Source organism: Janthinobacterium sp. P210005 (assembly GCF_036231865.1).
GTDB lineage: Bacteria > Pseudomonadota > Gammaproteobacteria > Burkholderiales > Burkholderiaceae_D > Janthinobacterium > Janthinobacterium kumbetense.
Genome location: NZ_JAZARC010000005.1, coordinates 548,314 through 574,380, shown reverse-complemented (window position 1 = coordinate 574,380; position 26,067 = coordinate 548,314). Strand labels below are relative to the sequence as shown.

The 26,067-nt window shown below is 63.1% G+C and carries 24 protein-coding genes; 5 read left to right on the top strand and 19 right to left on the bottom strand.

Annotated features, from left to right (window positions below):
- Positions 1 to 182: 182 nt before the first annotated feature.
- Positions 183 to 1,481: a leucine-rich repeat-containing protein kinase family protein gene (locus VPH40_RS21935; RefSeq protein WP_305053601.1), complete on the top strand. Its 1,299-nt coding sequence runs from the start codon at positions 183 to 185 to the stop codon at positions 1,479 to 1,481.
- Positions 1,482 to 1,535: 54 nt separating this feature from the next.
- Here VPH40_RS21935 and VPH40_RS21930 read toward each other — a convergent pair whose 3' ends face one another.
- Both VPH40_RS21930 and VPH40_RS21925 read right to left on the bottom strand, forming a co-directional pair.
- Positions 1,536 to 2,801, bottom strand: a complete 1,266-nt coding sequence (locus tag VPH40_RS21930) for a nitronate monooxygenase (protein ID WP_070277935.1) — start codon at positions 2,799 to 2,801, stop codon at positions 1,536 to 1,538.
- A gap of 183 nt (positions 2,802 to 2,984) precedes the next feature.
- A complete protein-coding gene (locus VPH40_RS21925) occupies positions 2,985 to 3,470 on the bottom strand; it encodes a YajQ family cyclic di-GMP-binding protein (protein WP_034759416.1) in 486 nt (161 codons plus the stop codon).
- Positions 3,471 to 3,655: 185 nt separating this feature from the next.
- Here VPH40_RS21925 and murB point away from each other — a divergent pair, with 185 nt between their 5' ends.
- Positions 3,656 to 4,684 (top strand): UDP-N-acetylmuramate dehydrogenase, encoded by a 1,029-nt coding sequence (gene murB / locus VPH40_RS21920; RefSeq protein WP_099665026.1) that lies wholly within the window; start codon positions 3,656 to 3,658, stop codon positions 4,682 to 4,684.
- A 65-nt stretch (positions 4,685 to 4,749) separates the two neighbouring features.
- Here the strand turns inward: murB and ppnP are convergent, their stop codons facing one another.
- The 12 genes from ppnP to VPH40_RS21860 all read right to left on the bottom strand — a co-directional run bounded on the left by ppnP (position 4,750) and on the right by VPH40_RS21860 (position 19,911).
- Positions 4,750 to 5,064, bottom strand: a complete 315-nt coding sequence (gene ppnP / locus VPH40_RS21915) for a pyrimidine/purine nucleoside phosphorylase (RefSeq protein ID WP_305053583.1) — start codon at positions 5,062 to 5,064, stop codon at positions 4,750 to 4,752.
- Positions 5,065 to 5,089: 25 nt separating this feature from the next.
- On the bottom strand, positions 5,090 to 6,115 hold the full coding sequence (locus tag VPH40_RS21910; RefSeq protein WP_328574485.1) for a diguanylate cyclase: 1,026 nt from the start codon (positions 6,113 to 6,115) through the stop codon (positions 5,090 to 5,092).
- A gap of 10 nt (positions 6,116 to 6,125) precedes the next feature.
- Positions 6,126 to 7,178 (bottom strand): chemotaxis-specific protein-glutamate methyltransferase CheB, encoded by a 1,053-nt coding sequence (gene cheB / locus VPH40_RS21905; protein WP_099668186.1) that lies wholly within the window; start codon positions 7,176 to 7,178, stop codon positions 6,126 to 6,128.
- Positions 7,179 to 7,188: 10 nt separating this feature from the next.
- Positions 7,189 to 9,492, bottom strand: a complete 2,304-nt coding sequence (locus VPH40_RS21900) for a hybrid sensor histidine kinase/response regulator (protein WP_328574484.1) — start codon at positions 9,490 to 9,492, stop codon at positions 7,189 to 7,191.
- Positions 9,489 to 10,175 (bottom strand): chemotaxis protein CheW, encoded by a 687-nt coding sequence (locus VPH40_RS21895; RefSeq protein ID WP_099665022.1) that lies wholly within the window; start codon positions 10,173 to 10,175, stop codon positions 9,489 to 9,491. The genes VPH40_RS21900 and VPH40_RS21895 overlap by 4 nt, the downstream gene beginning before the upstream one ends.
- A 9-nt stretch (positions 10,176 to 10,184) precedes the next feature.
- Positions 10,185 to 11,438, bottom strand: coding sequence for a CheR family methyltransferase (locus tag VPH40_RS21890; protein ID WP_328574483.1), 1,254 nt, complete (start codon positions 11,436 to 11,438; stop codon positions 10,185 to 10,187).
- Complete coding sequence (locus VPH40_RS21885; RefSeq protein WP_099665020.1) at positions 11,435 to 11,890, bottom strand: chemotaxis protein CheW; 456 nt, start codon at positions 11,888 to 11,890, stop codon at positions 11,435 to 11,437. The genes VPH40_RS21890 and VPH40_RS21885 overlap by 4 nt, the downstream gene beginning before the upstream one ends.
- 4 nt (positions 11,891 to 11,894) lie before the next feature.
- The gene (locus VPH40_RS21880; protein WP_328574482.1) at positions 11,895 to 13,706 is read right to left on the bottom strand and encodes a methyl-accepting chemotaxis protein; all 1,812 of its coding nucleotides are present in this window, start codon (positions 13,704 to 13,706) and stop codon (positions 11,895 to 11,897) included.
- Between the two features lie 187 nt (positions 13,707 to 13,893).
- Positions 13,894 to 15,129 (bottom strand): argininosuccinate synthase, encoded by a 1,236-nt coding sequence (locus VPH40_RS21875; RefSeq protein WP_034759383.1) that lies wholly within the window; start codon positions 15,127 to 15,129, stop codon positions 13,894 to 13,896.
- Between the two features lie 69 nt (positions 15,130 to 15,198).
- Positions 15,199 to 16,119 carry an ornithine carbamoyltransferase gene (argF, locus tag VPH40_RS21870; RefSeq protein ID WP_077401165.1) on the bottom strand — a complete coding sequence of 307 codons (921 nt, stop codon included), beginning with the start codon at positions 16,117 to 16,119 and terminating at the stop codon, positions 15,199 to 15,201.
- A gap of 285 nt (positions 16,120 to 16,404) precedes the next feature.
- Entirely contained in the window at positions 16,405 to 19,254 is a 2,850-nt protein-coding gene (locus VPH40_RS21865) for an ATP-binding protein (protein WP_328574481.1), read from the bottom strand.
- A 240-nt stretch (positions 19,255 to 19,494) separates the two neighbouring features.
- On the bottom strand, positions 19,495 to 19,911 hold the full coding sequence (locus VPH40_RS21860) for a hypothetical protein (RefSeq protein ID WP_099665017.1): 417 nt from the start codon (positions 19,909 to 19,911) through the stop codon (positions 19,495 to 19,497).
- Between the two features lie 102 nt (positions 19,912 to 20,013).
- Between VPH40_RS21860 and VPH40_RS21855 the strand changes: the two genes are divergently transcribed.
- Positions 20,014 to 20,145: a hypothetical protein gene (locus tag VPH40_RS21855; RefSeq protein ID WP_257218698.1), complete on the top strand. Its 132-nt coding sequence runs from the start codon at positions 20,014 to 20,016 to the stop codon at positions 20,143 to 20,145.
- 48 nt (positions 20,146 to 20,193) lie between these two features.
- Here VPH40_RS21855 and rsgA read toward each other — a convergent pair whose 3' ends face one another.
- From rsgA to VPH40_RS21840, 3 genes are read right to left on the bottom strand one after another with little or no spacing between them, the layout of a single operon-like run.
- The gene (gene rsgA, locus VPH40_RS21850) at positions 20,194 to 21,099 is read right to left on the bottom strand and encodes a ribosome small subunit-dependent GTPase A (protein WP_099665016.1); all 906 of its coding nucleotides are present in this window, start codon (positions 21,097 to 21,099) and stop codon (positions 20,194 to 20,196) included.
- On the bottom strand, positions 21,096 to 21,461 hold the full coding sequence (locus VPH40_RS21845) for a 4a-hydroxytetrahydrobiopterin dehydratase (protein ID WP_099665015.1): 366 nt from the start codon (positions 21,459 to 21,461) through the stop codon (positions 21,096 to 21,098). The genes rsgA and VPH40_RS21845 overlap by 4 nt, the downstream gene beginning before the upstream one ends.
- The gene (locus VPH40_RS21840) at positions 21,458 to 22,738 is read right to left on the bottom strand and encodes a M48 family metallopeptidase (protein WP_328574480.1); all 1,281 of its coding nucleotides are present in this window, start codon (positions 22,736 to 22,738) and stop codon (positions 21,458 to 21,460) included. The genes VPH40_RS21845 and VPH40_RS21840 overlap by 4 nt, the downstream gene beginning before the upstream one ends.
- Positions 22,739 to 22,794: 56 nt before the next feature.
- On the opposite strand from VPH40_RS21840, the gene orn reads away from it, so the two are divergent.
- Positions 22,795 to 23,391 (top strand): oligoribonuclease, encoded by a 597-nt coding sequence (gene orn / locus VPH40_RS21835; protein ID WP_289899341.1) that lies wholly within the window; start codon positions 22,795 to 22,797, stop codon positions 23,389 to 23,391.
- Between the two features lie 138 nt (positions 23,392 to 23,529).
- On the opposite strand, the gene VPH40_RS21830 is transcribed toward orn, so the two are convergent.
- Entirely contained in the window at positions 23,530 to 23,868 is a 339-nt protein-coding gene (locus VPH40_RS21830) for a hypothetical protein (RefSeq protein WP_328574479.1), read from the bottom strand.
- Positions 23,865 to 24,809, bottom strand: a complete 945-nt coding sequence (gcvA, locus tag VPH40_RS21825) for a transcriptional regulator GcvA (RefSeq protein WP_099665012.1) — start codon at positions 24,807 to 24,809, stop codon at positions 23,865 to 23,867. The genes VPH40_RS21830 and gcvA overlap by 4 nt, the downstream gene beginning before the upstream one ends.
- 317 nt (positions 24,810 to 25,126) lie before the next feature.
- On the opposite strand from gcvA, the gene VPH40_RS21820 reads away from it, so the two are divergent.
- A complete protein-coding gene (locus VPH40_RS21820) occupies positions 25,127 to 26,026 on the top strand; it encodes a DMT family transporter (RefSeq protein WP_289907394.1) in 900 nt (299 codons plus the stop codon).
- The last annotated feature ends 41 nt before the right edge of the window (positions 26,027 to 26,067 follow it).

Sequence of the window (26,067 nt, the reverse complement as noted above, 5' to 3'; positions counted from 1 at the left end):
AACAGGACCGTGAAACAACTTTGCGCCGATGATAGTGCTGCAACCAGTGTGAAAGTAGGTTATCGTCAGGCTTGTTATTCGAAAAAACCCCTTCCGGTGATCCGGTTGGGGTTTTTTTACGTCCAATGATTTTATGCATGGCATCGATCGCGTGCTACCTTGAAAGGAATATCTTGTCTGCTGTGCATACACTGGAGCAATTACGCGCTGGCCAACTGGCCGGCCTGCGCCGCCTGACGCTGTCCTGCGGCTTGACGGCATTCCCCCGCGAAATCTTCGACCTCGCCGACAGCCTGGAAATCCTCGACCTGTCCGGCAATGCGCTCTCCACGCTTCCCGACGATTTGCCACGCCTGCACAAGCTGCGCATCATTTTTTGCTCGGACAACCTGTTCACCAGCTTGCCGGCCGTGCTCGGTTCCTGTCCTGCGCTGGAAATGATCGGTTTCAAGGCGAACCGGATACGCCACGTGCCGGCCGCAGCCTTGCCATCCAGGCTGCGCTGGCTGACCCTGACCGACAATGCCATCGAAGCCTTGCCGGAGGAGCTGGGCAAGTGCGGACAGTTGCAGAAACTCATGCTGGCGGGAAATTGCCTGGACAGCTTGCCCGCTTCCTTGGCGAACTGCCGCCGGCTGGAACTGGTGCGCATCGCCGCCAACCGTTTCACGGCGCTGCCCGACTGTCTGCTGTCCCTGCCATGCCTGAGCTGGCTGGCGTATGCGGGCAATCCCTTCACGGAAGCGCGGGAACTGGCGGCCCTGGCCGGTTCAGCTGCAGCGGGCGTGGCGTGGCAGCGCCTGGTATTGGCGCAGCAGTTGGGCGAGGGGGCGTCGGGCGTGATTTACCGTGCCCGCCTGGATGGCGCCGATGAGGTCGCCGTCAAAGTGTTCAAGGGGGCCATGACCAGCGATGGCTTGCCGCGCAGCGAGATGGCCGCCTGTGTCGGCGCCGGTGCCCATCCGGGCCTGATTCCCATCCTCGGGACGCTCGATGCACATCCACAGGGAGCGCTGGGACTCGTCATGCCGCTCGTTGACGCGGCCTTCCGCAACCTGGCCGGACCGCCGAGCCTGGAATCGTGTACGCGCGACGTGTATGCCGATGGCGCGCGCTTTGATTTTCCGCAAGCGCTGGCCATTGCCCATGGCATCGCCTCGGCCGTGCGGCAGTTGCATGCACACGGTATCGTGCACGGCGACCTGTATGCCCACAATATCCTGCATGCGGATGCCGGCGCCTGCCTGCTGGGCGACTTTGGCGCGGCGTCCATGTTTGCGCCGGGCTCGTCGCACGGGGACGTGTTGCAGGGCATAGAGGCGCGCGCCTTTGGCGTGCTGCTGGGCGAACTGATCGCGCATTGTGCGACGCCTTTGCCGGCCCTGCACGTCATGATGGAAGATTGCCTGCAGGAAGAAGCATTGCAGCGGCCCAGCTTTGACGTGATCGAACGGGCCTTGCGGGACATGTTCCCCGCATAAAAAAATGGCGCAGCCTTCGCAGGTTGCGCCATTTTCATTTCAGGCTGGCAAGATTCAGCTTGCTACCAAGATTTCTTTTTCCGGCAGGGCGATCTGGTTGTCGACGCTGAACTGGTAATCCTTGAAGACGTGTTCGGCCGTCAGGATCTGGTACTCGCCGTTGTCGAGCTTATGCGTGGTGTCCTTCAGGCGGTACGTGTAGTGGCCGCAGGTCCAGCAGTTGAAGTTGCGCATGTGGGTGCACAGGCAAGTCTTGTCCATCACGACGACGGTTTTTTGCTCCGGATGGGCAGCGACTTCGCGGTTGTACGAGTTGATGTACGCGCAGTTGCCCGTCGCGTCGAGCAGGTAGCCATACGATTCGCAGCCTGGACGGATGCCGGCGCCGATGGCGGGCGTGTTCTTCAGCATGCGCATCGGGTAACCGGTCGGCGACACGCCATTGACGATGATGTCTTCTTCCGAGGCCTTGTAGTATTCCTGCTTGACCTTGTTTGGCAAGCCGCATTCCTTTGTGACGGTAAAGCGCGTCGCCACTTGCACGCCAGCCGCGCCTGCTTCCAGGAAGGAAACGGCATCGCTGCCCGTGAAGATGCCGCCAGCGGCGATCAGCGGGATGTCCAGCTGTTCGGCCTTCAGGTAGGCCAGCAGTTCCGCCGTGATCGTGTGCAGGTCGTAATTGGCCCAGTCCATGCCGAAGCCCAGGTGGCCGCCGGCCAATGGTCCCTCGACGATGATGAAGTCGGGCAAACGGTCCAGCTTGGCGTTCTTGCGCAGGAAAATCTGCAAGGCGCGCACGGACGAGACGATGATGCCCAGCTTGGCATCACGGAAACGCGGATGGTCGGCCATCAAGGCGAACGAACCGAAGTGCAAACCGGCCGACAGGGTGATGCCGTCGATGCCCGCATCCAGCGCCGCATTGAGTCGCACGCGCAAGGTTTCGCGGGGGCCGTTCATTGTCAGCTTTTCCATGCAATTGACGAAGATCAAGCCATCGCCTTTTTTCGCTTCCATGGTGCGGCCGATATGCAGGCGCTGCGCTTCCGCCAGGCGGCCCAGGTCGAACTGCACCACGGCCTTGTCGCTGTTATTGATGTTGAACTTGTACAGTTTCGTCTTGTCTTTGACGAAGGTGGTGTCGAAACGGCGATCCGACACGTCTTCCACCATGGCATCGGAGATATGCCCGATACCGTTCAGCCGGGCCGCTTCCAGGGCCAGCTCCGACGTGGAAATATCCACACCCATTCCGCCTATCATGATGGGCACATATTCTTTTTTGCCAAATCGCAGGCGGAAATCATCAACACGTTTCATTGCTATCCTTAGACTACCGTGGTTATCACTGAGCCAGATGTACGGTCAAGCCCGCTGCCGGTCAGGCGCGCGGGCGCATGTAGCTGTGCGCAGCTTCAATTCTACCCCAAGCGCGCAGGCGCTCCGAGGCAGCTTGCCGCCATGCCGGTGCAAGCGCAGGCCGCAGCGTGCGCATCATCGAAATTAATCGCGGAAATTGTTAAATTCCAGCGGCATGTCGGGTACATCCTTGCGCAGCATGGCCATGGCCGCCTGCAGGTCGTCGCGCTTGGCGCCCGTGACGCGCACGGCTTCGCCCTGGATGCTCGCTTGCACTTTCATCTTGCTGTCCTTGATGACGCGCACGATTTTCTTGGCATCATCCGATTCGATGCCATTCTTGATCTTGATGATCTGCTTGACCTTGTCGCCGCCGATCTTCTTGATGTCGCCTTCGTCGAGGAAGCGCACATCGACCTTGCGTTTGGTCAATTTGTTGGTCAGCACGTCGCGCACCTGGCTGAGCTGGAATTCCGAGTCCGCGAACGCGGTCAACTCGTTTTCCTTGTGTTCGACGCGGGCGTCGCTGCCCTTGAAGTCGAAGCGGGTCGTGATTTCCTTGTTGGATTGCTCGACTGCATTCTTGACTTCGATCATATCGGCTTCGGAGACTACATCAAATGACGGCATGGTCTGTTCCTTTTCTTGTTAAAGCGAGCGCACGCTCGGCGCGCTGGGCCTTGGCGGCTGATTCTGCGCCATGGGACGGCCCTGTTAAAGATGCGACATTTTAACGGACAACGGGCAAGTCGCCCTTGTCCTGAGGTGGTTTTTTGTCGCTTTCGCTCTATAATCGAGCAAAATTTCCCGATCCCATGTCTGCAGAGCTCACCATCGAACACAATTACTCCCTCCAGCGCCTGAATACCTTCGGCATCGCGGCCAATGCGGCCGCCTACGTACGCATCACCTCGCAGGCCGAATTGCACGCCGCGCTGCAAGATCCCGCCTTGTCCGCCATGCCGCGCCTGATACTGGGCGGCGGCAGCAACATCGTGCTGACGGGCGACTTTCCCGGCGCCGTGCTGCACATGGCCACGCGCGGCATGCGCCTGGCGCAGGCGGATTTCGAGACGATACTCGTCACTGCCGCGGCCGGCGAAAACTGGCACGATTTCGTGCAGTGGACCCTGGCGCAAGGCGTGGGCGGGCTGGAAAACCTGTCCCTGATTCCCGGCACGGTGGGCGCGGCGCCTATCCAGAATATTGGCGCGTATGGCGTTGAAATCAAGGATTATCTGCACAGCGTGAGCGTCATGCACAGTGGCAGCGGCATCGTCTTCGACATGGACCGCGATGCCTGCCGTTTCGCTTACCGCGACAGCATCTTCAAGCAGGCGGACGGCCGCGAACTGATCGTGCTGGAAGTCACGTTTGCCTTGCCGGCCGAGTGGCAGCCGAACTTGCGCTATGCGGAACTGGCGCAGGCCGTGGCCGAGCGCAATCTTGCCGAGCCGACACCTCAACAGGTGGCCGACACGGTGATGGCGATCCGCCGGCGAAAATTGCCGGACCCGGCCGTCATAGGCAATGCGGGCAGCTTCTTCAAGAATCCCGTGGTGTCACGAGAGCAATGTCTTGCCTTGTTGGAACGTTTCCCCACCTTGGTACACCATGCGCAGCCCGATGGCACGGAAAAGCTGGCGGCCGGCTGGCTGATCGATCAGTGCGGCTGGAAGGGGAAAAACCTGGGGCCCGCGGGAGTGTATCCCAAGCAGGCGCTGGTTCTGGTGAATAATGGCGGCGCTCGTGGCGCGGACATTACCCGGCTGGCGGCAGCGATACAGGATGATGTAGAGGCGAAATATGGCGTACGCCTGTCGCCCGAGCCTGTGTTTGTCTAAATAGTCAATCCGCGCTTGAAAAAATGTTCAGGGCAACGCAGCCATGGACGTTTTTTCTGCGTGGATCAGCCGAAGTGGCAGACGTAATCTACGGTTTCGACAGTTTCAATATCAAAATAGCTATTGCCCGGCACCTTGAATTCCTGGCCCGCGCCATAGCTGTTCCACTCCGTCGCGTCGGCCAGGCGTACCTTGCACAGGCCGCCGACGATTTCCATGATTTCCGGCGCGCCCGTATTGAAGCGCAGCGATGACGCGAAAATCACACCCACGCTTTTCTTCGTGCCATCGGCCAGGATGACGTTGTGCGAGACGCATTTGCCGTCAAAGTAGATATTCGACTTCTTGACGACGCTGACATTGTCCAGTTGTGTGCTCATGCTTCACTTTCCTTGCTGTTAAAAATCAGTCCTGGACGTCAGCGGCGCTCAGCACGCTGTTGCGTCCGCCGCGCTTGGCCGCGTACAGGGCCTGGTCGGCGCGGTTGATCAATTGCTCGACCGTCGAGTCCGGCGAAGGCACGATGGTGGCCACGCCGATCGAGATGGTGACAATGCCCGTGCTTGCCGCCGGATTCTCGATCTGCAAGCCTTCCAGGTGGCGCCGGCACGCTTCGGCGATCAGCAACGCGCCGGCCGCTTCCGTTTCCGGCAGGATCAGGGCGAACTCTTCGCCACCGTAGCGGGCGGCCAGGTCGGCCGGGCGCTTCAAATGTTCCGTCAGCACGGCGGCCACTTTTTTCAGGCACAGGTCGCCCGCCAGGTGGCCGAAGTGGTCGTTATAGCTTTTAAAATGGTCGATATCGCAAAACAGCAAGCTCAACGGCGTCTTGTCGCGCTGGCCACGCTGCCATTCGAATTGCAAAGTTTCATCGAAGCGGCGGCGGTTGGCGATGCCCGTCAAGCCATCGAGGGCGGCCAGTTTCTGTAACTCGATATTGGCGTCGGCCAGGTTCTTTTGACTTTCTCGCAGGAAACGAAAAGCCTGGTCGCGCTGCAGGCGGCTGATGTGCGCGTTGGAATGGTAGCGTATGCGCGCCAGCAGCTCCAGGCGGTCCGGCAGTTTCACCACATAATCGTTGGCGCCGACGGAAAAGCTGTGCGCCTTCAGTTTCGGGTCATCCTTGGCCGACATCACGATCACCGGCACGTGCGCCAGCGCCGCGTTTTCGCGATACAGCTGGATCAGGGCGAAGCCGTCGATACCCGGCATTACCAGGTCTTGCAGGATGACGGTCGGTTGCAAACGCAGCGCCGTGTCCAGCGCCTGCGTGGCGTCGGTCACGTAATGAAATTCGATATCCTGCTGGTCGCTGAGCATGCGCCGTACTGCCTCGGCAATGATCAACTGGTCGTCCACCAGCAGCACGCTGACCTTGAATTCGGTCAATGCGGGCTCATGCTGGCTGAAACTGGAGGAGAATTCTGGCATTGCATTCTTTTCAGATGTTAGGGGAGGGCTCCCACCCATTGTTGAGTTTGGCGCCCAGGCGGCTGCGCAGGCTGGCGCCTATTCTATCCAGGGGCAGGATGTGCTGCGCCGCATCGAGTTCGGCCGCCGCGCGCGGCATGCCGTACACGGCACTGCTGGCCTGGTCTTGTGCGATGGTCGTCTTGCCGGCGCGGCGCATGGCCAGCAAGCCATCGCCGCCGTCACGCCCCATGCCTGTGAGCAATACACCGATGGCGTCGCCGCGCCAGTGCTGCGCCACGCAGTTGAAGAAGACATCGACGGACGGGCGGTAAACATACTCGCGTGGTGCTGCATCGTAACCCAAACGATAATTTTGATCTAGCAGCAAGTGATCATTGGTCTTGGCGATCAACACCGTGCCGGACACCAGTTCATCGCCTTCGACGATCACGCGCGCGGGCATGCTGAGCTGGTCATCGAGCCATTTGGCGAAGTGCGAGGCGAAGGTTTCATCGATATGCTGCACCACCACGATGGCGCAGCCGGGCGGCGCCGTCCAGCCGGACAGCACCTTGGCCACGGCCGAAGGGCCGCCCGTCGAGGCGCCGATGGCCACCAGCGTGGTGACTTGCCCGTCGGCCCGTTCGCCGCCATTGCCGTTCGCCTGGCGCGGCGGCGGCGTTTCGGCGCTGTGGCGTATCAGCTTGCCGATGGTCTTGATCTTGGCCAGCAGTTCGCTGTCGCCGCCCACTTGTCCCTGCAGCACGGGGGTGGCCGTGACGTCGAGCGCACCCGCGCCCAGCGCGCGGAAGACCTGGTTGACATTGTCTTGCGGGCGTCCCGTGACCACCAGGATGGCGCAAGGGCTTTGCTCCATGATCAGGCGCGTCGCCTCAACGCCATCCATCTCCGGCATGTTCAGGTCCATCAGGATCAGGTCGGGACGGTTGCCCTCGCACATGCGCACGGCTTCGAGCCCCGTGCGGGCAATCCACAGCACCTGGTGTTCCTGCGTGCTGGCCACCACGCGGCGCAGGGCCTCGGCGGCCATGGCGACATCGTTGGCAATGGCAATTTTCATGAAGTACAACTCATAAGCGGGCATCTCCTATCAGGTCGGCCACCGCGTCGAGCAAGGTCTCGTCGTGGAAGCTGCCTTTGGTCAGATAATAGTCGGCGCCGGCGGACAGGCCGCGCGCGCGGTCTTCCGGGCGGTCCTTGTACGAGACGATCATCACCGGCAGCTTGTGCAGGTGCAGGTCCTTCTTGATCAGCGAAACCAGCTCGATGCCGTCCATGCGCGGCATGTCGACGTCGGTGATCACCAGGTCGTATTCGCCGCTGCGCACGACGTTCCAGCCGTCGATGCCGTCGATGGCCACGTCGACTTCGAAACCGCGCGCCAGCAGCAGCTTGCGCTCCATCTCGCGCACCGTCAGCGAATCGTCGACGACGAGGATGCGCTTGGCGCGGCGCTGCTGCGCGCGGCCCGCCTGCGCCAGCTGGTGCAGGCCGCCTTCGTGCAGCAGCTTGTCGATCGACAGCAGCAGGTCGGGCACGTCGAGGATCAGCACCGGCTCGCCGTCATCGAGCAGGGCGGCAGCGGAAATGTCGCGCATCTTGCCGAAGATCGGATCGATGGCCTGCACCGCCAGGCTTTGCTCGCCGCGGATGGCGTCGACCACCAGGGCATAGCTTTGCTTGCCGCGCCCGATCACCACCACCGGCAAGTCCTCGGCCTGGTTCGCCGCTTCGCCCAGCTCCAGCACCTGCGCCGCCGAGACCAGGCCCAGATGCTCGCCCTTGAGTTCGAAGAACTGCTTGTTTTCCAGGGTATGGATGGCCGCCTGCGGCACGCGCACCACGCTTTCCACCTTGACGATGGGGATGGCGTAGGCTTCGCCCTGGATGTCGATCACCAGCGCGCGCACGATCGATTGCGTCAGCGGCAGGGTGATGAGGGCGCGGAACCCCCGGCCCGGCTCCGATTCCAGGCGCACTGTGCCGTTTTGCTGGCGTATCGTCTCGTGCACGATGTCCAGGCCCACGCCGCGTCCGGACAATTGATTGGCCGTCGCCTTCAGGCTGAAGGCGGGCAGGAACAAAAATTCCAGCAGCTCGCCCGGCGACAGCGCGGCGGCCATGGCGGGGCTGGCCATCTTGCGCTCGATGACGGACTGGCGGATCTTTTCCAGGTCGACGCCGCGTCCGTCGTCGCTGATTTCGATGCTCAGCATGCCGGCGCGGTGGCGCGCTTCCATGCGTATCGTGCCCAGCGCTTCCTTGCCCGCGTCGATGCGCTCGTACGGGCCTTCCATGCCATGGTCGATGGCATTGCGCAGCATGTGGTTCAGCGGGCTTTCGATCTTCGCCAGGATGTCGCGGTCGACCAGGGTGTCTTCTCCTTCGATCTCCAGCTGCACTTCCTTGCCCAGGCTGCGCGCCAGGTCGCGCACCATGCGCGGGAAGGCGTGGATGCCGTCGCGGAAAGGGCGCATGCGCAGCGCCAGCACTTCGTCGACCATGCCTTGCGAGACGGCCAGCAGGCGCCGCTCATAGGTTTCGATGTCGGCGATGTGCTCGAGCATGAACTGCTTCAGGGGCTGTGTCTTTTGCAGTGCCAGCAAGGATTTTTCCATCAGGCCCGCGTCGCCCGAGCGGGCAATGGCTTCGTGCAGGTGCTCGATGGCGGAAAACAGGCTGCTCTGGTTGCGCTTGAAGCGCTGCAAGGCACCGATGAACGGATGCATCTGGTGCGCATTGATGCGCGATTCGCTGGCCAGCGACAGCAGTTTGTCGAAATTCTGCGCCTGGGCCTTGGCCGGTGCGGCACCTGTACGCGGCGCGGGCGCGGCAGCTTCTGCCGCTTCCGCTTCCGCGTCCTCTCCCGCCAGGCCGCTGGCCACGGGAGCCTGTGGCGCCGCCGCTGCCGGCGCTGGCACGGGCGCCGGCGCCGGGGGCAGGGCCGGCAATTCGGGCAGGTCGGCGATGCCGGCGATGGCGTTCAGGGTCTGGTCGATCTGCGCCGCATTGGCGGCCAGCCACGCTTCGGCTCCCGCGTCGTCCAGGCGCGACAGCTGCACGATCAGGTCGACGCCCGACAGCAGCACGTCGACCCGCTCCGGCGTGAGTTTCAGGCGGCCGTGCTGGGCGGCGACAAAGCTGTCTTCCATGCCGTGCGCCAGCTGCACCACCACTTGCAGGCCGACGATGGCGGCGGCGCCCTTGATCGAGTGCGCCGCGCGCATCATCGCTTCGACGGCGGCCGCATCGCCCGCATGGCGCTCCATGGCCAGCAAGCCGTCGGTGAGGATCTGGGTCTGGCTGTCCGCCTCCATGCGGAACAGGTCCAGCATGGAAAAGGCACTCAGGTCGTCGTGCTGGTCCTGGCTCATCGTAATAGTCTCGCAAGTTGAAAGCCGATCAGCGCCGTGTCGAGGCAGCCGATGCGCATGTCGCCCTCGGTGATGACGCCGGACAGATAGCGCGACAGGCCCTTGTTGATGGTGGCCGCCGGCGCTTGCACGGTGCTCGACGCATAGCGCACGATGCCGTGCAGGTCGGCCACGGGCAGCGCGTAAGCCTGTTCTTCCCAGCGCATCAGCAGCAGGCGCGCAAAGGTGTGGCGGCCGCGCGCCGCTGGCGCGCCCTGTTCGTCGATGCCCAGCAAGTGTGCCAGCGACATGCACGGATACAGCTTGCCGCCGATATTGACGATGCCCGCCAGGCCGCGCCCGCCGCGGTGCGGCAGTACGTGCGGCTTGGCCTGCGGCGCCACGGAGTCGAACACGCGCGTGGGCAGCGCCAGCCATTCGCGGCCGATGCGAAATACCAGCGCCGAGCTGTCGCGCACTTCGCCGCCCGCATCGATCTGGCGGAAGTGGCTGGCCCAGTCGCGCTGGTAATGTTCATCCACGGGCCGCTGCAGGTTGCGCTGGGCGGCGCCCGCATACACGTCGCAGTTACGGCAATGCACGTTGGCCGGCAGCCTGGGGCAGCTCTGGTCGCCGACCACGCCGATATGGTTCCAGCAGTCGTCGATGGCGTCGGGGGACTCGGTGGCGATGAGGTTGGTCATGCTTGCCCCTTAGTTGGACGCCTGGCGGCGCTGGTAGATGCGCGCCGCGCGCGCCTTCAGGGTGGCGGCGGCCGTGTGGTTGCCATTGCGTTCGGCCAGCAGCGACAGGTGGCACAGCGCCTCGTAATGGTCGGGCTGCAGGTAGATGCAGCGGCGCCAGTAATCGTCGGCCAGGTCCATCTTGCCGGCCAGTTCATTGATGATGCCCAGCATGAAATACGCTTCCGCCGCCTCGGGCACGCGCGCCAGGTGGGCGTGGCATTTTTCGCCCGCTTCGCGCAACTGGCCACGGTCGGCCAGCAGGCGCGCCTCGGCCAGCAAATCGGCTTGCGCGGTTGGCGCGGCCGGCGCCGGCGACGGCACGGACACGGGGCGCGTGCGCGGCGCTGTCGCGGCGGCAGGGGCGGCGGCTGCGGCCGCGCGCCTTGGCGCGGGCGGCACGCTGCGCAGGGGGCGCGCTGCCGGCAGCGGCGCCACTTGCACGGGGCTGGTCGGCGCCGCCGTTTCCTTCTTCAGGGCGAAGGCCTGGCGGAACTGCAGCGGCGCAAAGCCGTTCTGGCAGAACGACGGCACTTCCGCATAGCCGGCCAGCAGCATGCCGTCGTCGGCCAGCAGGGCGGACAGGTTGTGGATGGCCGCGCGCGTGGTCGGCTTGTCGAAGTAAATCAAGAGGTTGCGGCAAAAGATGACGTCGTAATGGCGGCTGTAGGTGGCGGTGTCGAATTGCAGCAGATTACCCTGCCTGAAGGTGACTTGCTCGCGCAAGGAGTCGATGATGCGGTAGGCGTCGTCGGCCACGTGCGTGAAATAACGCTCGCGGAAGGCCACGTCCTGCGCGCGGAAGGCGTTGCGGCCGTACACGCCGGCCTGCGCCCGTTCGATGCAGCCGGGGCTCAGGTCATACGCGTCGATGCTGAACGCCTGTTTCGGCACGCCGCCGTCGCGCAGCGCCATGGCCATCGAATACGGTTCCTCGCCGCCCGCGCACGGGATCGACAGGATGCGCGTGGCGCGCCCCCGCGCCCAGCGTTCCTGCACCAGTTCGACGGTGGCGTAGAACGCCTGCGGGTCGCGGAACAGCCACGATTCCGGCACCACCACCAGCTCGATCAATTGCGTCATTTCGGCCGGCGTGAGCGCTTGCAGGTAGGCTTCGCTATCGCTGAAGCCCGTTTGTTCCATGCGCTGGCCGACGGCCCGTTCGGCCACGGCTTTGGAGACGGACAGGCCGGTCGCGCGGCGCAGCAGGGCTTGTGCCGTCATGCCGCGCCCGCGTCTTGAAACAGCAGCGCGCGCACGTCCGGCGGCAGCAGGTGTTCGAGTTCCACCAGCTGCACGATGCCGTCGGCGTCGCTGGCCACCTGGCCCAGGAAGGGCGCCGTGGCCACGCCGCTATCCTCGAGCTTGTCCGCCGCGATGTCGGCGATGCCGCGCACTTGCGTGGCCAGCAAGCCCAGCGCATGCGTGGCGCCGCCAGGCGCGCGGTAGTCGACGATGACGATGCGCGTGTCGAATTGCGCGGCGGCGGCAGGCAGCCCGGCCAGGCGCGACAGGTCGATCACGGGCACGGGCGTGCCGTGCAAGTCCATCAGGCCGGCCACGTAGTCTGGCGTGAGCGGCAACTGTTTCAGCTCCAGCAGCGGCAGGACGCGCACGATGCCGGCCAGGGGCAGGCCATAGCGGTCGCGTCCGATGTGAAAGAGCAGCACTTTCATGGGATCAGATGGTGACGGCGAAGGTCGACACGCTCGACTGCAGGTCGCCCGCCGCATATTGCAGCTGGTGCACCGCTTCGCTGGTGGCCTTCAGCGATTCCACCGTCTGCTGCGTGGCGTCGTTGAGCTGCATCATGGTGTCGGAAATTTGCGACGCGCCGATCGCCTGCGACTGCATGCCTTGCAGCACGGCATCGAATTGCGGCGTGAGTTTTTGCACCTGATCCATCACGGACGACAATTGTTCCGCCACTTGCCGCACTTCGCCCACGCTGCGGCGAATTTCTTCCGAGAATTTATCCATGCCCATCACGCTGGCGGACACGGCCGACTGCATTTCCTTGAGCATTTGCTCGATATCCCAGGTGGAGACGGACGTCTGGTCGGCCAGGCGGCGGATTTCCGTCGCCACGACGGAAAAGCCGCGGCCCGCTTCGCCCGCTTTTTCCGCCTCGATGGCGGCGTTCAGCGACAGGATGTTGGTCTGGTCGGCCACTTTCGTGATGGTGATCAGTACGCTATTGATATTGCTGGCTTTTTCCGACAGGGCCGCCAGCTTGGCGTTGATGGAATCGGTGGCCGAGACCATGTGCTGCATGGTCGAATCCATGCGCTTGAGGTTGTTTTGCGCTTCGGCCGTGGCATTCGTCGTGTAGTCGGCCACGGCGGTGGCGTCTTCCATGGTTTTCAGCAACTGGCTCGTGTTGGCCGAGATTTCCTTGGTGGTGCTGAGAATTTCCACGCTGGTTTGCGCTTGCTCAATACCCGTGGCTTCCTGCTGGCGCGCCGAGGCGGCGATTTCCGTGGCGGAGGTCGTGACCTGGATGCCGGCCTTTTGCACATTGTTGAGCAGGCTGCGCAGGTTTTCAAACATCTTCGCCAGGCCGTTGCCCAGCTGGCCGATGGCGTCGTTGCCCGTGATGCCGACCTTGCCCGTCAGGTCGCCCGAGGCGGCCTTCGATACCACTTCCAGCAGGGAATCGACCTTGGCCCGCAGGCTATTCGTGGCGGCCAGTTCATTGGCCTGGTTGTCCTGGATGGTTTGCGCCATGCGGTTGAACTCTTCCGTCACCTTGCCCAGCTCGTCGCGCGAGATGATGGCGGCGCGCGCGCCCTGTTCGCCGCCGGCGATGCGCCCGACGGCGTCCGTCAGGCTGTTCAGCGGGCCGAGGATGGCCTTGGCCAGGACGAAGGAAATGCCCAGCGCCAGCACCACGCACAGCACGCCGCCCAGCGCCAGGGTCAGCAGCATGGTTTCCTGCAGGCGACTTGACGTGGCCGTGCGCTCGGCCAGCAAGCGGTTTTCTTCGGCGGCGGCTTCGTCGAGCAGTTTGTTGGCCTGCACGATGCCGGGCGAGCCCGCCGGCGGAAGCAGGCGCGCCACCGTTTCCGTGGCGCCCGGCGCATTGCCCAGCGCGCGGCGTTTCTCGATCAGGGGGGTGATCCACTCCTTGACCCAGGTGCTGCTCAGCTGGTCGATCTTGCGGAAGCGTTCCGACTGTACCTTGTTGTCCACCGTCATGCTGATGGCTTTTTGCGTGTGCTGGCTCAGCACCCCTGTTTCATCGGTTTCCGGCGTCAGCGAGGCTTCGTTGCCGGTCAGAATGAAGCCGCGCGCCTCCACCTGGATTTGCAGGATGGAATTGTGAATCTTGTCGATCTCGACCAGCACTTCCATCGTGTGCCTGTCCCAGGCATTGGCTTCCGACAGCCGCGCAAAGCTGTTGTAGGCCACGCCCAGCAGGATCAGGATGATGGCCACGATGGAGCCGAAGCCCAGGTACAGTTTATTCTTGATACTCAGGTCTTTGAACATGGGAGGGCTCCGGAAGCGGGAAGGTCAGCACAATTGCACTGTAGCATTTTGCCATGAGGACAGCAAAATGGGGGCGATCTGGGGACGCGCGGGGCGGTAAATCGCTGCCGAGTGCGTTTCAAACGTAAAAAAGCCGCCCGGAGGCGGCTTTTGGCGGGCGCGGGAGGTAGTGCCTCCCGGTAACTAATTACTTCTGGCCGCGCTTTTCGCGGGCGATGGCGGCGATGCGCATGCGCAAGGCGTTCAGCTTGATGAAGCCGCCGGCGTCGGCCTGGTTGTAGGCGCCGCCGTCTTCGTCGAAGGTGGCGATGTTCATGTCGAACAGCGAATCCGTTTTCGAATCGCGCGACACGACGATCACATTGCCCTTGTACAGCTTGATGCGTACCCAGCCGTTCACGGTTTCCTGCGTGTGGTCGATCAGGGTTTGCAGGGCAACGCGCTCGGGCGCCCACCAGTAGCCGTTGTAGATCATCGATGCGTAGCGCGGCATCAGGTCATCTTTCAGATGGGCAACTTCGCGGTCCAGGGTGATCGATTCGATGGCGCGGTGGGCTTTCAGCATGATAGTGCCGCCCGGGGTTTCATAGCAGCCGCGCGATTTCATGCCGACGTAGCGGTTTTCCACCAGGTCCAGGCGTCCCACGCCATGCTTGCCGCCAACTTTGTTCAGTTCGGCCAGCACGGTGGCGGGCGACATGCGCACGCCGTTGATGGCGACGATATCGCCTTTTTCGTATTCGATGTCCAGGTATTCCGCTTCGTCCGGCGCCTTTTCAGGGCTGACGGTCCAGCGCCACATGGTTTCTTCCGCTTCGGCGCTCGGGTTTTCCAGGTGGCGGCCTTCAAAGCTGATGTGCAGCAAGTTGGCATCCATCGAGTACGGCGCGCCGCCGTTCTTGTGCTTCATGTCGATTTCGATGCCGGCGTCTTCCGCGTACTTCAGCAGTTTTTCGCGCGACAGCAGATCCCACTCGCGCCATGGGGCGATGATCTTCACGCCTGGCTTCAGCGCGTAGGCGCCCAGCTCGAAACGCACCTGGTCGTTGCCCTTGCCGGTCGCGCCGTGCGAGATGGCGTCGGCGCCGGTGGCGTTGGCGATTTCGATCAGGCGCTTGGCGATCAGCGGACGGGCGATCGAGGTGCCCAGCAGGTATTCGCCTTCATACACGGTGTTGGCGCGGAACATCGGGAAGACGAAATCGCGCACGAATTCTTCGCGGACATCTTCGATATGGATGTTTTCCGGCTTGATGCCGAATTTGATGGCCTTGGCACGCGCCGGTTCCAGTTCTTCGCCCTGGCCCAGGTCGGCCGTGAAGGTGACGATTTCGCACTGGTAGTTATCTTGCAGCCATTTCAGGATGACGGAGGTGTCGAGTCCGCCGGAATAGGCCAGGACTACTTTTTTAATGTCGCTCATATTGCTTCCAGTTGTCGTTGTCGATGTATGTATTGCGATGCTGCCAGGAGTTATGCAGTGCCTGGCGAATTAGTTGATTTTACCGAGTAACAGGTATTCGATCAGCGCTTTTTGCACGTGCAAGCGGTTTTCCGCCTCGTCCCACACCACCGATTGCGGGCCGTCGATCACTTCGGCGGCCACTTCCTCGCCGCGGTGGGCGGGCAGGCAGTGCATGAACAGGGCGTCGGGCGCGGCGCGGGCCATCTTCGCGCCATCGACGATCCAGCCGTCGAAGGCGGCGATGCGGGCCGCGTTTTCCGCTTCGTAACCCATGCTGGTCCACACGTCCGTGTTGACCAGGTGCGCGCCTTCGCAGGCATCCGATGGATTGGCGAAGAAGGTGTAGCGCTCGGTCTTGACTTGCGCCAGGTCAATGTCGTAACCCTTCGGCGTCGACACGTTCACATGGAAGCCGAACACTTCGGCCGCTTGCAGCCACGAGTACAGCATGTTGTTGGCGTCGCCGATCCAGGCGACCACCTTGCCGGCGATCGAGCCGCGGTGTTCGATGTAGGTGAAGATGTCGGCAAAGACCTGGCACGGGTGGTGTTCATTGGTCAGGCCATTGATCACCGGCACGCGCGAATTGGCGGCGAAGCGCTCGATGATTTCCTGGCCGAACGTGCGCACCATGATGATGTCGCACATGCGCGACATGACCTGGCCCGCGTCTTCCACCGGCTCGCCGCGGCCCAGCTGGGAATCGCGCGTGTTCAGGTAGATGGCGGCGCCGCCCAGCTGGTGCATGCCCGCTTCGAACGACAGGCGCGTGCGGGTCGAGTTCTTTTCAAAGACCATCACCAGGGTGCGGTCGATCAGTGGATGGTAGATTTCGTAGTTCTTGAACTTGCGCTTGATCAGATGGGCGCGTTCGATCACATATTCGTACTCTTCCAACGTGAAATCGGAGAACTGGAGGTAGTGCTTGATCGGTTTTTTTGTCGACATAATGACCACTTGAAGATGCGCAGGCCGCCGGCGGCGTGCCTTTCCCGCCGGGTTGCATCAGCGTACAACATCTCGTCTGATGACTGCCTCGCCCGGCGCGCTGCTGTGTTGATCGGTGCCAGCGCGACGCCTGTCGCGCGGTACGATGCGGTTTGCCAAGTTGAAAATAATGCAATGGCAAGTACTTCAGCCGTTCAATTATAAGGGTTTTGCTTTTAGATTGGAAAGACTGCCCGGGCGCGTACTTGTATAGGCAAGCCTGCGCCCGGGCAACGGGGCGGTGGATTAATAGATGCTGGCGGGCGCGGCGCCGTCCAGCTGGGGCGCCACCAGCGGCAAGTCCAGCGTGAAGCGCGTGCCAGCGGGGCTGCTGGCCACCTGGATGGTGCCGCCCAGCAGGGCCGTGACGATGTTGTAGCTGATCGACAAACCCAGGCCGCTGCCGCCCTGGCCCAGCTTGGTAGTAAAGAAGGGGTCGAAGATGCGCGACAAATGCTGTTCCGCGATGCCGCCGCCATTGTCTTCGAAGACGATCCGCACGCGCGCCGCGTCCGCCGTGGCGGACAGGTGCATGCAGCCCGTGCCGACGCCGCCATCGTTGGGCGCGGGGGCGAAGGCGTGCAGCAGGGCATTGTTGATCAGATTGGTGATCACCTGGCCGAACGGGCCGGGATAGCTGTCCATGGCGATGCCGAAGGCTATCTCCATTTCGATGCGGTGGCCCGAACTGCGGATGCGGTTCATGACGGTGGCGATGATTTCATTGCTGACTTGTTGCAAGTCAAAGCGGCGCCGCTGCTCGGTGGTGCGGTCGACGGCCACCTGCTTGAAGCTGTTGACCAGGTCGGCCGCGCTGCGCAGGCCGCGCATCACCAGCGCCGACGCCTTGCCCGCATCGTCGATGAAGGCGGCCAGGTCCGAGCGGCGCAGGCCGGGACCGTTCATCAGGCGTTCCACGTCTTCCGTCTTTTGCTGCATGGTGCTGGCGATCAACAGACTATTGCCGATCGGGGTATTCAGTTCATGCGCCACGCCGGCCATCAGCGAACCGAGGGCGGCCAGTTTTTCCTGCGATACCAGTTGCGCCTGGGCATCTTGCAATTGCCGGTAGGCGCTGGCGTTGTCGAGCGCGATGGCGCCATACGCGCACAGGGTGCGGAAGATCAGCCGCTCGCGTTCGCCATATGCGTTGGCGTGGCAAGCCTGCACCGTCATCACGCCCAGCACGCGCTCGCCCACCATCAGCGGCACGTACAGCACGCTCTGGTTATGCAGCGTGCCGGGCACCGTGTAGGCGTGGCGGCGCGGCGGCACCTGGTCGATATACACTTCGCGTCGGCCCAGCAGGCAGCGCACGGAATAGGCGCGTGGATTGCTCAGTGGAATGGCGTTGTCGGACAGGGGCCGGCCCGCTTCCATGCCATGCGCGCGGCGCAGCGCCGTGCCTGCGGCGTCGAGCATGTAGACGGCGAAGGTGTTGACTGGCAGCAAGGCATGCACGTGGCGGTCGAGCACCTGGAACACGGCGCTGGCGTCGAGGTGGGTGGTGATTTCCTGGCCGATGGCCGACAGCCGTTCCAGGGTGTCGCTGGTCTGTTGCAGCACTTCGGCGCGGCGCGCTTCGGAAGCGGCCAGTTCGCGGTGGTGATAGCCTTCCGAGCGCGCATGTTCCGTCTGGTGGTAGACCTGCATGGCGGTGGCGCGGTTGCTCGCTTGCTGGGTATGGCTTTTTTCGCGCGCCATGCCCGCATCGAGGGCGATATCGTAGGCGCGCGCATAATCGCCCGCATGCGCGTATTCGCGCGCCAGCGCATCGAGCAGTTCGCCGGGCGGCGAATAGCCGTCGATCGAGGCGGCTACCTGCAGCGCCTGGTGCAGGAAATGCAGGGCGGGATTGCGTTCCAGCATGTCTGCGGGCGGCGGCAACTCATGGCGCGCATGCAACATCGACAAGACGCGCAGCGCCGCCACCTGGTGCATGGCGTCGCCCTGCGCGGTGGCCAGCTGGCAAGCCCGCTCGGCCGCCTGCAGCGCCTCGTCCGGGCGGTCCAGGTAGGATAGCGCGTGGGCGCTGCCGCGCTGGGCCATGCTGCGGAAATCGGCCTGGCCCAGCGCTTCGGCGCGCTGCGCCAGCCGGCTGAAGGCGTCGAGCGCCGTGTCGTAGTCGCCCTTGTCCAGGCTCAGTTCGCCCAGGTGGAACAGGGCGTTGGCATAGGTGCGCGCGCCAGCCACGGGCGCCAGGATGAGCAGCGCCTGGCGCAGCAAGTCTTCGGCCGCGGCCAGGCGGCCCAGCTTGCGCATGGTTTCGGCCGTATGCGTCTGGCAAGCGCCGATGCTGCGCGGCCAGCCGGTGGGGCGCGCCAGATCCAGTGCGCACTGCATCCACTCCAGGGCCGATTCGTTGTCGTTGAGGCTGGCGAAACAGTCGCCGATATTGATGGCGGCCGTGATGGCGCCGCGCAGCTGGCCGCTTTCCAGCGCCGCCTCGTAGCTTTGCATGTAGTGGCCGGCGGCCGTGCCCAGGTCGCGCGAGGTGTGCGCCAGCAAGCCGCGGAAGTCATGCACCCAGGCGGCCAGCGGCGCGGGCAGCTTGCCGCTGGTGCTGTCGGCCTGGAAATGGCTGCCCCAGCGCGCCTGTGCGGCTGGCGCATCGCGCAGCACGGCCCAGCGCGCCGCGGCCGCGTCGGCCAGGCTGGCGCGCATCGTATCGCCGGCGCTGTGCGCCTGCTCGGCAGCGGCCAGCAGTTCGGCATCGCAGCGGGCATGGTCGCCCCGGTCGACGGCAATCGAGGACAGCAGCCAGTGCGCGTCGGCGCAGGCGGCGCCGTCGCCGTGCGCGCACAGGATGGCGTGCGCCGCCATGGCCAGGCTTTCCGCCGTATCGAGCGCACCTTGCAGCCAGGCCACTTCCGCCTGCACCAGTTGCAGGCGCGCCTGCGCGATGGCCAGGGCGTGGGCCGGCAGCTGGGCCTGGGGCAGCAAGGCTGCCGCTTCGGCCGCATGGTGCAGCGCCTGGGCACAGTTGCGCTGGCGCAAATGCCATGCCAGCAGCATCAGCAAGGGCAGGCGCTCCAGGGCGCGCAATGGCCGCAGTGTATCTTCCCACTGTGCAATGTCATGTTCGAGTGCGAACATTTCCATCCGAAATCTCCCGCAAGGCGATGGTGTTGGCCAGCGGCCAGTGACACCTTATTGGATCGCATTGTAAGCTGCATCGGATGCAGTTGTTTGGTCGACTCGACAGTATTTTTTTACGCGCGCCCTTTCAGGCTGCGCAAAGCAGGCGGGGCGTGCACCAGCCCCTGCCGGCTGATGCACGTGGACAGCCTGGCACGGCTTGCCGCCCGTTTGCCGTGCTGTGCCGTGCCGCCTGTGCTAGCGGCCGGCGAAGTGCACGGTGCTGGCCGTTTCGCCAGCCTTGGCGACGGCGCCCGGAATATTGTTCAGCCCGGTAATGGCGATGACGTCGCCATCGTTGCGAAATTCCATGTGGGTGCCGCTGGCCGTTTCAAAGACGCCCGGTGCGCGGCCGAACAGCTCCACTTCGGGCTGTCCCTTGATTTGCGTGAAATAGCGGTTGACTTGCTGGCGCAGCAGCAAGGTATCGCCCGTGTCGAGCTGGTAGCTGTTGCCGTACTGGCTGAATTCCTGCGGGGCCAGTTTATACACCTTGCCGGAAACCTGGACCTTGTCCTGTTCGCCGATTTCCAGCGCACTGGCGCTGAGGCAAGACAGGCCGAGGACGAGGGCGGCGCTACCGAGGGCGAGGGTACGCGAGAACGATGCTTTCATGATTTCACCTTGTGATCGAGATGCTGGTTGGAGTTAGACCAATGTTGTCTCCAGCAGGTTCGCTGGCGGGGACAATGCCAAGGTAGCAAGCGGAGGGGTGCCATGCCAGCGCAAAGCGATGAAACGCCGGAATCCGGCGCTGAAACGCGAAATCAGGCGATGGATGGTTTTGGAATGAATGGGAGAAAGCAGGCTCTGCGGCAGAATTTAATTCTGTTTAATTCGTGGTGGTAAACTTTTTATCGGTTTGGCGCCCGTCTCGACGACGGGCGCCAGGCGCGATCAATACAGCGTTTGCGCCGATTCGTGCAGCAGCTGGCCATACAGGGTATGGCGCATCTTGGCGATCTTGCCTTCAGACAATGCTTGCAGGATGGCGCATTGCGGTTCGATCAGGTGGCGGCAGTTATAGAACTTGCAACCGCCCAGGTAAGGCTGGAATTCGCGGAAGGCCCGCTCCAGCATGCCCTCGGACAAGTGGTACAGGCCGAACTCCTGGAAGCCGGGCGAATCGATGATGGAACTGTTTGCGCCCAGTTCGTCGAGCTTGTACAGACGCGTAAAGGTCGTCGTGTGCTTGCCCGTGTCGAGCGCGGCCGAGATTTCGCGCACGGCGATGTCGGCATCCGGCACCAGCAGGTTGATCAATGACGACTTGCCCATGCCCGACTGGCCGATGAGGATCGACGACTGCCCCGCCAGCAGGGGCGCCAGGGTGGCCACCGCGTGCTCCGGTTCGGCGCGCGCCGACACTTCATCGACGGGATAGCCCATCGATGAATACGGCAGCAGGCGTTCGCGGGCGCGCTCCAGCGAAGCGGTCACGTCCGTCTTGTTGAGGATGATGCGCGCCTCGATGCCGGCCGCGTCGGCCGCCACCAGCGAGCGCGAGATCAGGTCGTCGGCAAAGCCCGGTTCCGTCGCCACGACGATGAACAGCTGCGTCAGGTTGGCGGCCAGCAACTTCGATTTGTACTGGTCCGAGCGGTACAGCAGGGTCTTGCGTTCCTCGATGCGGTCGATGACGGCCTGGTCGTTGGAGGTGCGCGTCAGGTGCACGATGTCGCCCACGGCCACATTGGTTTTCTTGCCGCGCGTTACGCATTGCAGCTTGGCGCCGTCCACGTCGGCCAGGTAATGGCGGCCGTGGGCGGCGATGATGATGCCCGTCAACTTGCCTTCGCTCATGGGGCCACCTGGCTGCTCTGGTAGATGAGGTCGGCCTTGGCGGCGCAGATGAAGTCGTTTTCGGACAGGCCGCCGGCGCCATGGTTGACCGAGTGCGTGTCGTAGCGCACGGCGCAGGTTTTGTAAGTAATGATGAGCTCCGGATGGTGGTCTTGCGTATGGGTCATATAGGCCAGGGCGTTCACGAACGCCAGGGTCTGGTAGTAATTCTTGAAGCCGAAGTCGCGGCACAGCTTGCCATTTTGCAAGCTCCATTGCGGCAGCAGGGCGTGCAGGGTGGCAATGTCCGTGTCGCCCAGCGCCTGCTGGCGCGGCGTGCAGGACAGTTGGGACAGGTCTTGCGAAGTCGATGGCGTATTCATGTCGTAGCCCCTTTCAGGTGGCGGATGCGCACGCTGGCCGGCGGGTGGCTATCGTAGAAGGCCGAGTGCAGCGGGTCGGGCGTCAGGGTCGACGCATTGTCTTCATACATTTTGACGAGCGCCGAGACCAGGTCGTCCGCCTGCGTGTGCGTGGCGGCAAAGGCGTCCGCTTCGAATTCATGCTTGCGCGAGCTGAGCGAGGTCAAGGGGCCCAGCAGGAAGGTGAAGACGGGCAAGGCCAGCATGAACAGCAGCAGCGCCAGCGCATCCGTCGGCTGGCCCGTCAGCGCCAGCGCGACCGGGTCGACGCCCAGGCCCGCGTAAAACCACGGCTGCGTCTTCAGGAAGCCCAGCAGCGCCAAAAAGCCCAGCGAGATGACGAACATCATGGCGATGCGCTTGACGATGTGCTTGAGCTTGAAGTGGCCCAGTTCATGCGCCAGCACGGCTTCGATTTCCTGCGGCGCCAGGCGCGACAGCAAGGTATCGAAGAAGACGATGCGCTTGTTGGCGCCAAAGCCCGAGAAATACGCATTGCCGTGGGCGCTGCGCTTCGAGCCATCCATGACGAACAAGCCTTTCGAGGCGAAGCCCACGCGCTGCATCAAGCCTTCGATGCGGCTTTTCAGCGCTTCGTCGGCCAGCGGCGTGAATTTGTTGAACAGGGGCGCGATGACGGTCGGAAACAACACCATCATCAGCAACTGGAAGCCGCTCCAGACGAACCACGCGTACAGCCACCACAGGTCGCCCGACTTGGCCATCAGGGTCAGCACGACCCAGATCAGCGGCAGGCCGATGACGGCGCCCAGGCCCACGCCCTTGAGCATGTCCGTGAAGAACAGCTTGCGCGCCATGGTATTGAAGCCGAAGCGCTGCTCCAGCACGAACTGGCGGTAGTAATCGAAGGGCAGGTCGATCAGGCCGGAAATGGCGGCAAAGGCGGCGATCAGGCCGATCTGGTACAGCATGGGCGAGCCAGAGCCCATCCATTCATTCAGGTGCAGCGCCAGCCATTGCAAGCCGCCCAGCAAGGTAAAACCGATCAGCACGGCATAGTTGACCAGCAAGGTCAGCAAGCCGAACTTGGTCTTCGCCACCGTGTAGTCGGCCGCCTTCTGGTGCGCGGCCAGCGGGATCTTTTCCGCAAATTCGGCGGGCACGGCGGCGCGGTGGGCCAGCACGTGGCGAATCTGCCGCGAAGCGAGCCAGAAGCGCACGGCCAGGGTCAAAACGAGGACGGATACAAACAAAATCGAAAACGCGAGTGAATACATTCTGTGCCTGTGAGAAAATGGCTGATTATTTAGTTTGATTAGGCCAAGAGAGAATTATGTCACAAGCGACCGACTTAACTGCATCCACCCCCGCACCGATTGTTCCGGCACGTCCCAATGAGATGAATCTGGTCTGGGTCGACATGGAAATGACGGGCCTGGAGCCCGATACCGACCGCATCATCGAGGTGGCGGTGGTGGTGACGGACATGCACTTGAACCTGCTGGCCGAAGGCCCCGTGTTTGTGATTCATCAATCGGATGAAACCCTGAACAAGATGGATGCCTGGAACAAGGGCACGCACGGCCGCTCGGGCCTGATCGACAAGGTCAAGGCGTCGACCGTGACGGAAGCGCAGGCGGAAGCGGAATTGATCGCGTTCCTGAAGAAATACGTGCCAGCTGGCAAGTCGCCCATGTGCGGCAACACCATCGGCCAGGACCGCCGCTTCATGGTGCGCGGCATGCCGAAGCTGGAAGCGTTCTTCCACTATCGTAATGTTGACGTATCGACATTGAAAGAGCTGTGCAAGCGCTGGAAGCCGGAAATCGCCACCGGTTTCAAGAAACACCAGAAGCACACGGCCCTGGCCGATATCCTGGAATCGATCGAAGAGCTGAAGTACTACCGCGAACACTTCATCAAGCTGTAATGTGATGACGCCTCGCAAAACCTACTGCGCGTCGGTATAGGCGGCCTGCGATGCTCACCGTACTTGAGTACGGTTGCGCTTCTCAGCCACCTCTCCCTTCCGCTCGCTACGGTTTTGCGAGGCGTCGCGAAGGATCTGTTACATCGTATCCAAGTCAAAGGTGGACCAAGCGCCATCCTCGCCTTGCCACTGCAGCGCAAACGGTCCCGTTTGCCGCAAGCCCGTGATCCACACTGTCTTGCCAGGTTCGCGGAAATAGGCCGCGCACTGGCCGAACGGCTGCTCCAGCCGGCACAGCACCAATCCTTCGCCCGCTACGGCGCACCATTGCTCATTGATGTCGATCAAGGCCACGGCCGGGTCGCCATAGAACTCGCCCAGGCTGGCTTGCCGGCCATCGGCCGCCGTCACCTTGGCGTGTTCATATTCATGCTGGACAATAAATCGGGCGCTGCGCGCCAGTTCCCTGCTCGTCATGCTGTCTCCACGGTGGGCCAGACGGTTTCCTGGTCGGCGCGCGCCTCGGCGATCAGCCATTCGCAGAAGGCGTGCACGAGGGGCCGCGTTTCCGCCTGGGGCGAGCGCAGCAGGTAATAGCAGTGGGGGCCGCGCACGGCGTGCTCGAACACGCGCACCAGGCGGCCCGAGCGCAAATCGTCGCCGATCAGGGGGCTGGCGGCGATGGCCACGCCCTGGCCGCTGGCGGCCGCGTCCAGGCATAGATACGTGTGCGAAAAGCGCGCGCCGCTGTTGCCGCTATTGCCGCTGTAATGCACGCCGCAGCTGTGCAGCCAGCGCGTCCAGTCGATTTCGCCGGGCAGGTGCACTTCCGGTTCGTCGTGCAGCAGCGGGTAGCGCAGCAGGTCGGCGGGCTGGCGCAGGCTGGCCGCGTTGGCGCGGAAATCGGGGCTGCAGACGGCGGAAAACCATTCTTCCATCAATAAATCGACTTTCAGGCCCGGATAGCGGCCCGGTCCCAGGCGGATGGCCACGTCCACGCCATCGCGCGCCAGGTCGACCGGGTGCATCGAGGCCAGCACGCGCAGCTCGATCTGCGGATAGCGGTCGCGCAGGCGGCCCAGGCGCGGCATCAGCCAGCGCGAGACGAGCGAACTGGTGGCCGTCACCGTCACCACCTTGTCGTCGCCCTGGCGCCGCGCCTGCTCGGAGACGTCGGCCAACTGGTTGAGTATCGGCCCCAGCGAAGCCGCATAGCGCTGCCCGGCGCTGGTGAGCACCACGCCGCGCGGCATGCGTTGGAACAGCACGATGCCCAGCCACGCTTCCAGCTGTTTTACGTGGTGGCCGATGGCGCCGGCCGAGACGTGCAATTCTTCGCCTGCGCGCTGGAAGCCTTCATGGCGGGCAGCCGCCTCGAAGGCGTGCAGGGCGGCGAGCGGGGGCAAGGGACGTGACATGGCACTCTTCAAGTGAATTGAGCCTCAGTAATATTCGGCCTATCCGTGAAGAATATTGGTTTGTTTCATTTTGCGCAAGCGAATATGATGCCGTCTATGCGTGAAGTGACCCGCAATAGGATTCACGCATGTATTTCACGCACGCATCACCTTCCAGCCTTGCTTGGCATTAATATTTACAACGCCTGGGAAAACCGTCGCGAGCGGCAGTGATTTGTGGCTGAGAAGCGCAACCGTACTTCAGTACGGTGAGCATCGCAGGCCGCAAAGCGCGACGCGCAGCAGGTTTGCCCTGGCGTACTCAAAGAGGTTTAGTCATGTCTGATCGCCGCGCTGTTGCGCTGGTGTTGCTGTCGGCCGCCGGTTTCGGCAGTTCCGCAGTGTTTGCCAAGGCGGCGTATGCGTCCGGGGTCAACCCGTCGACCATGCTGGCCTTGCGTTTCGTTATCGCCGCCATGCTGTTGCTGCCGCTCGTGTGGCTGGGTGGCTGGCGCTTGCCGCGCGGCCGCCTGCTGGCCGGTTACATGCTGATGGGCTTGATGTACACGGCCCAGTCGCAAGGCTATTTCAATGCCCTCATGTATGCCAGCAGCGGCTTGTGCGGCATGTTGCTGTATGTGTATCCCGTGCTGGTGACGATCCTGGCGCTGGCGCTGGGCTGGGAAAAGCTGGACCGCCGCATGCTGGTGCTGATGGCGCTGGCGATTGCCGGCATGGCCATCACCCTGGGCGGCAAGCTGCAGGGCCAGCCCATCGGCATCGCCCTGGCCTTGATGGCCGCCGGCGTGTACGCCGTGTACATTCTGTTTGGCAACAGCCTGTCGAAAAGCCGCGAGAATATTCACCCATTGGCCGCTTGCGTGGTGATCCTGGGCACGGCAGGTCTGTCGAACAGCTCGATTGCCTTGTGGCAAGGCGTGTCCTTGCCGGGCACGGCGACGGGCTGGCTGGCCGTCAGCGCCATCGCTCTGTTCTCGACGGCCATCGCGATTGCCGCCTTCTTTGCCGGCGTGGCACAAATCGGCGCGGCCAAGGCATCCATCATTTCCACGTTCGAGCCCGTCATCACGATGGCGTTCGGCGTGACCCTGCTGAAGGAATCCGTCAGCGGCACGCAATTGCTGGGCGGCGCCATGGTCCTGGCCGCCGTGGTATTGCTGGCGCAGCGCCCGACGGCGAAACCGGCATCCATGCCGGCGGTACAGGCCAGCGCCTGAGTTCAACGCTGACATTTTCTCAACACTGATCAGTCGTATCG

What these genes read in the sequence shown, in the direction of transcription:
- VPH40_RS21930 (WP_070277935.1), bottom strand. Translation starts at nt 2,801, where the DNA reads ATGAAACGTGTTGATGATTTCCGCCTGCGATTTGGCAAAAAAGAATAT.
- VPH40_RS21925 (WP_034759416.1), bottom strand. Translation starts at nt 3,470, where the DNA reads ATGCCGTCATTTGATGTAGTCTCCGAAGCCGATATGATCGAAGTCAAG.
- murB (WP_099665026.1), top strand. Translation starts at nt 3,656, where the DNA reads ATGTCTGCAGAGCTCACCATCGAACACAATTACTCCCTCCAGCGCCTG.
- ppnP (WP_305053583.1), bottom strand. Translation starts at nt 5,064, where the DNA reads ATGAGCACACAACTGGACAATGTCAGCGTCGTCAAGAAGTCGAATATC.
- VPH40_RS21910 (WP_328574485.1), bottom strand. Translation starts at nt 6,115, where the DNA reads ATGCCAGAATTCTCCTCCAGTTTCAGCCAGCATGAGCCCGCATTGACC.
- cheB (WP_099668186.1), bottom strand. Translation starts at nt 7,178, where the DNA reads ATGAAAATTGCCATTGCCAACGATGTCGCCATGGCCGCCGAGGCCCTG.
- VPH40_RS21900 (WP_328574484.1), bottom strand. Translation starts at nt 9,492, where the DNA reads ATGAGCCAGGACCAGCACGACGACCTGAGTGCCTTTTCCATGCTGGAC.
- VPH40_RS21895 (WP_099665022.1), bottom strand. Translation starts at nt 10,175, where the DNA reads ATGACCAACCTCATCGCCACCGAGTCCCCCGACGCCATCGACGACTGC.
- VPH40_RS21890 (WP_328574483.1), bottom strand. Translation starts at nt 11,438, where the DNA reads ATGACGGCACAAGCCCTGCTGCGCCGCGCGACCGGCCTGTCCGTCTCC.
- VPH40_RS21885 (WP_099665020.1), bottom strand. Translation starts at nt 11,890, where the DNA reads ATGAAAGTGCTGCTCTTTCACATCGGACGCGACCGCTATGGCCTGCCC.
- VPH40_RS21880 (WP_328574482.1), bottom strand. Translation starts at nt 13,706, where the DNA reads ATGTTCAAAGACCTGAGTATCAAGAATAAACTGTACCTGGGCTTCGGC.
- VPH40_RS21875 (WP_034759383.1), bottom strand. Translation starts at nt 15,129, where the DNA reads ATGAGCGACATTAAAAAAGTAGTCCTGGCCTATTCCGGCGGACTCGAC.
- argF (WP_077401165.1), bottom strand. Translation starts at nt 16,119, where the DNA reads ATGTCGACAAAAAAACCGATCAAGCACTACCTCCAGTTCTCCGATTTC.
- VPH40_RS21865 (WP_328574481.1), bottom strand. Translation starts at nt 19,254, where the DNA reads ATGTTCGCACTCGAACATGACATTGCACAGTGGGAAGATACACTGCGG.
- VPH40_RS21860 (WP_099665017.1), bottom strand. Translation starts at nt 19,911, where the DNA reads ATGAAAGCATCGTTCTCGCGTACCCTCGCCCTCGGTAGCGCCGCCCTC.
- VPH40_RS21855 (WP_257218698.1), top strand. Translation starts at nt 20,014, where the DNA reads ATGCCAGCGCAAAGCGATGAAACGCCGGAATCCGGCGCTGAAACGCGA.
- rsgA (WP_099665016.1), bottom strand. Translation starts at nt 21,099, where the DNA reads ATGAGCGAAGGCAAGTTGACGGGCATCATCATCGCCGCCCACGGCCGC.
- VPH40_RS21845 (WP_099665015.1), bottom strand. Translation starts at nt 21,461, where the DNA reads ATGAATACGCCATCGACTTCGCAAGACCTGTCCCAACTGTCCTGCACG.
- VPH40_RS21840 (WP_328574480.1), bottom strand. Translation starts at nt 22,738, where the DNA reads ATGTATTCACTCGCGTTTTCGATTTTGTTTGTATCCGTCCTCGTTTTG.
- orn (WP_289899341.1), top strand. Translation starts at nt 22,795, where the DNA reads ATGTCACAAGCGACCGACTTAACTGCATCCACCCCCGCACCGATTGTT.
- VPH40_RS21830 (WP_328574479.1), bottom strand. Translation starts at nt 23,868, where the DNA reads ATGACGAGCAGGGAACTGGCGCGCAGCGCCCGATTTATTGTCCAGCAT.
- gcvA (WP_099665012.1), bottom strand. Translation starts at nt 24,809, where the DNA reads ATGTCACGTCCCTTGCCCCCGCTCGCCGCCCTGCACGCCTTCGAGGCG.
- VPH40_RS21820 (WP_289907394.1), top strand. Translation starts at nt 25,127, where the DNA reads ATGTCTGATCGCCGCGCTGTTGCGCTGGTGTTGCTGTCGGCCGCCGGT.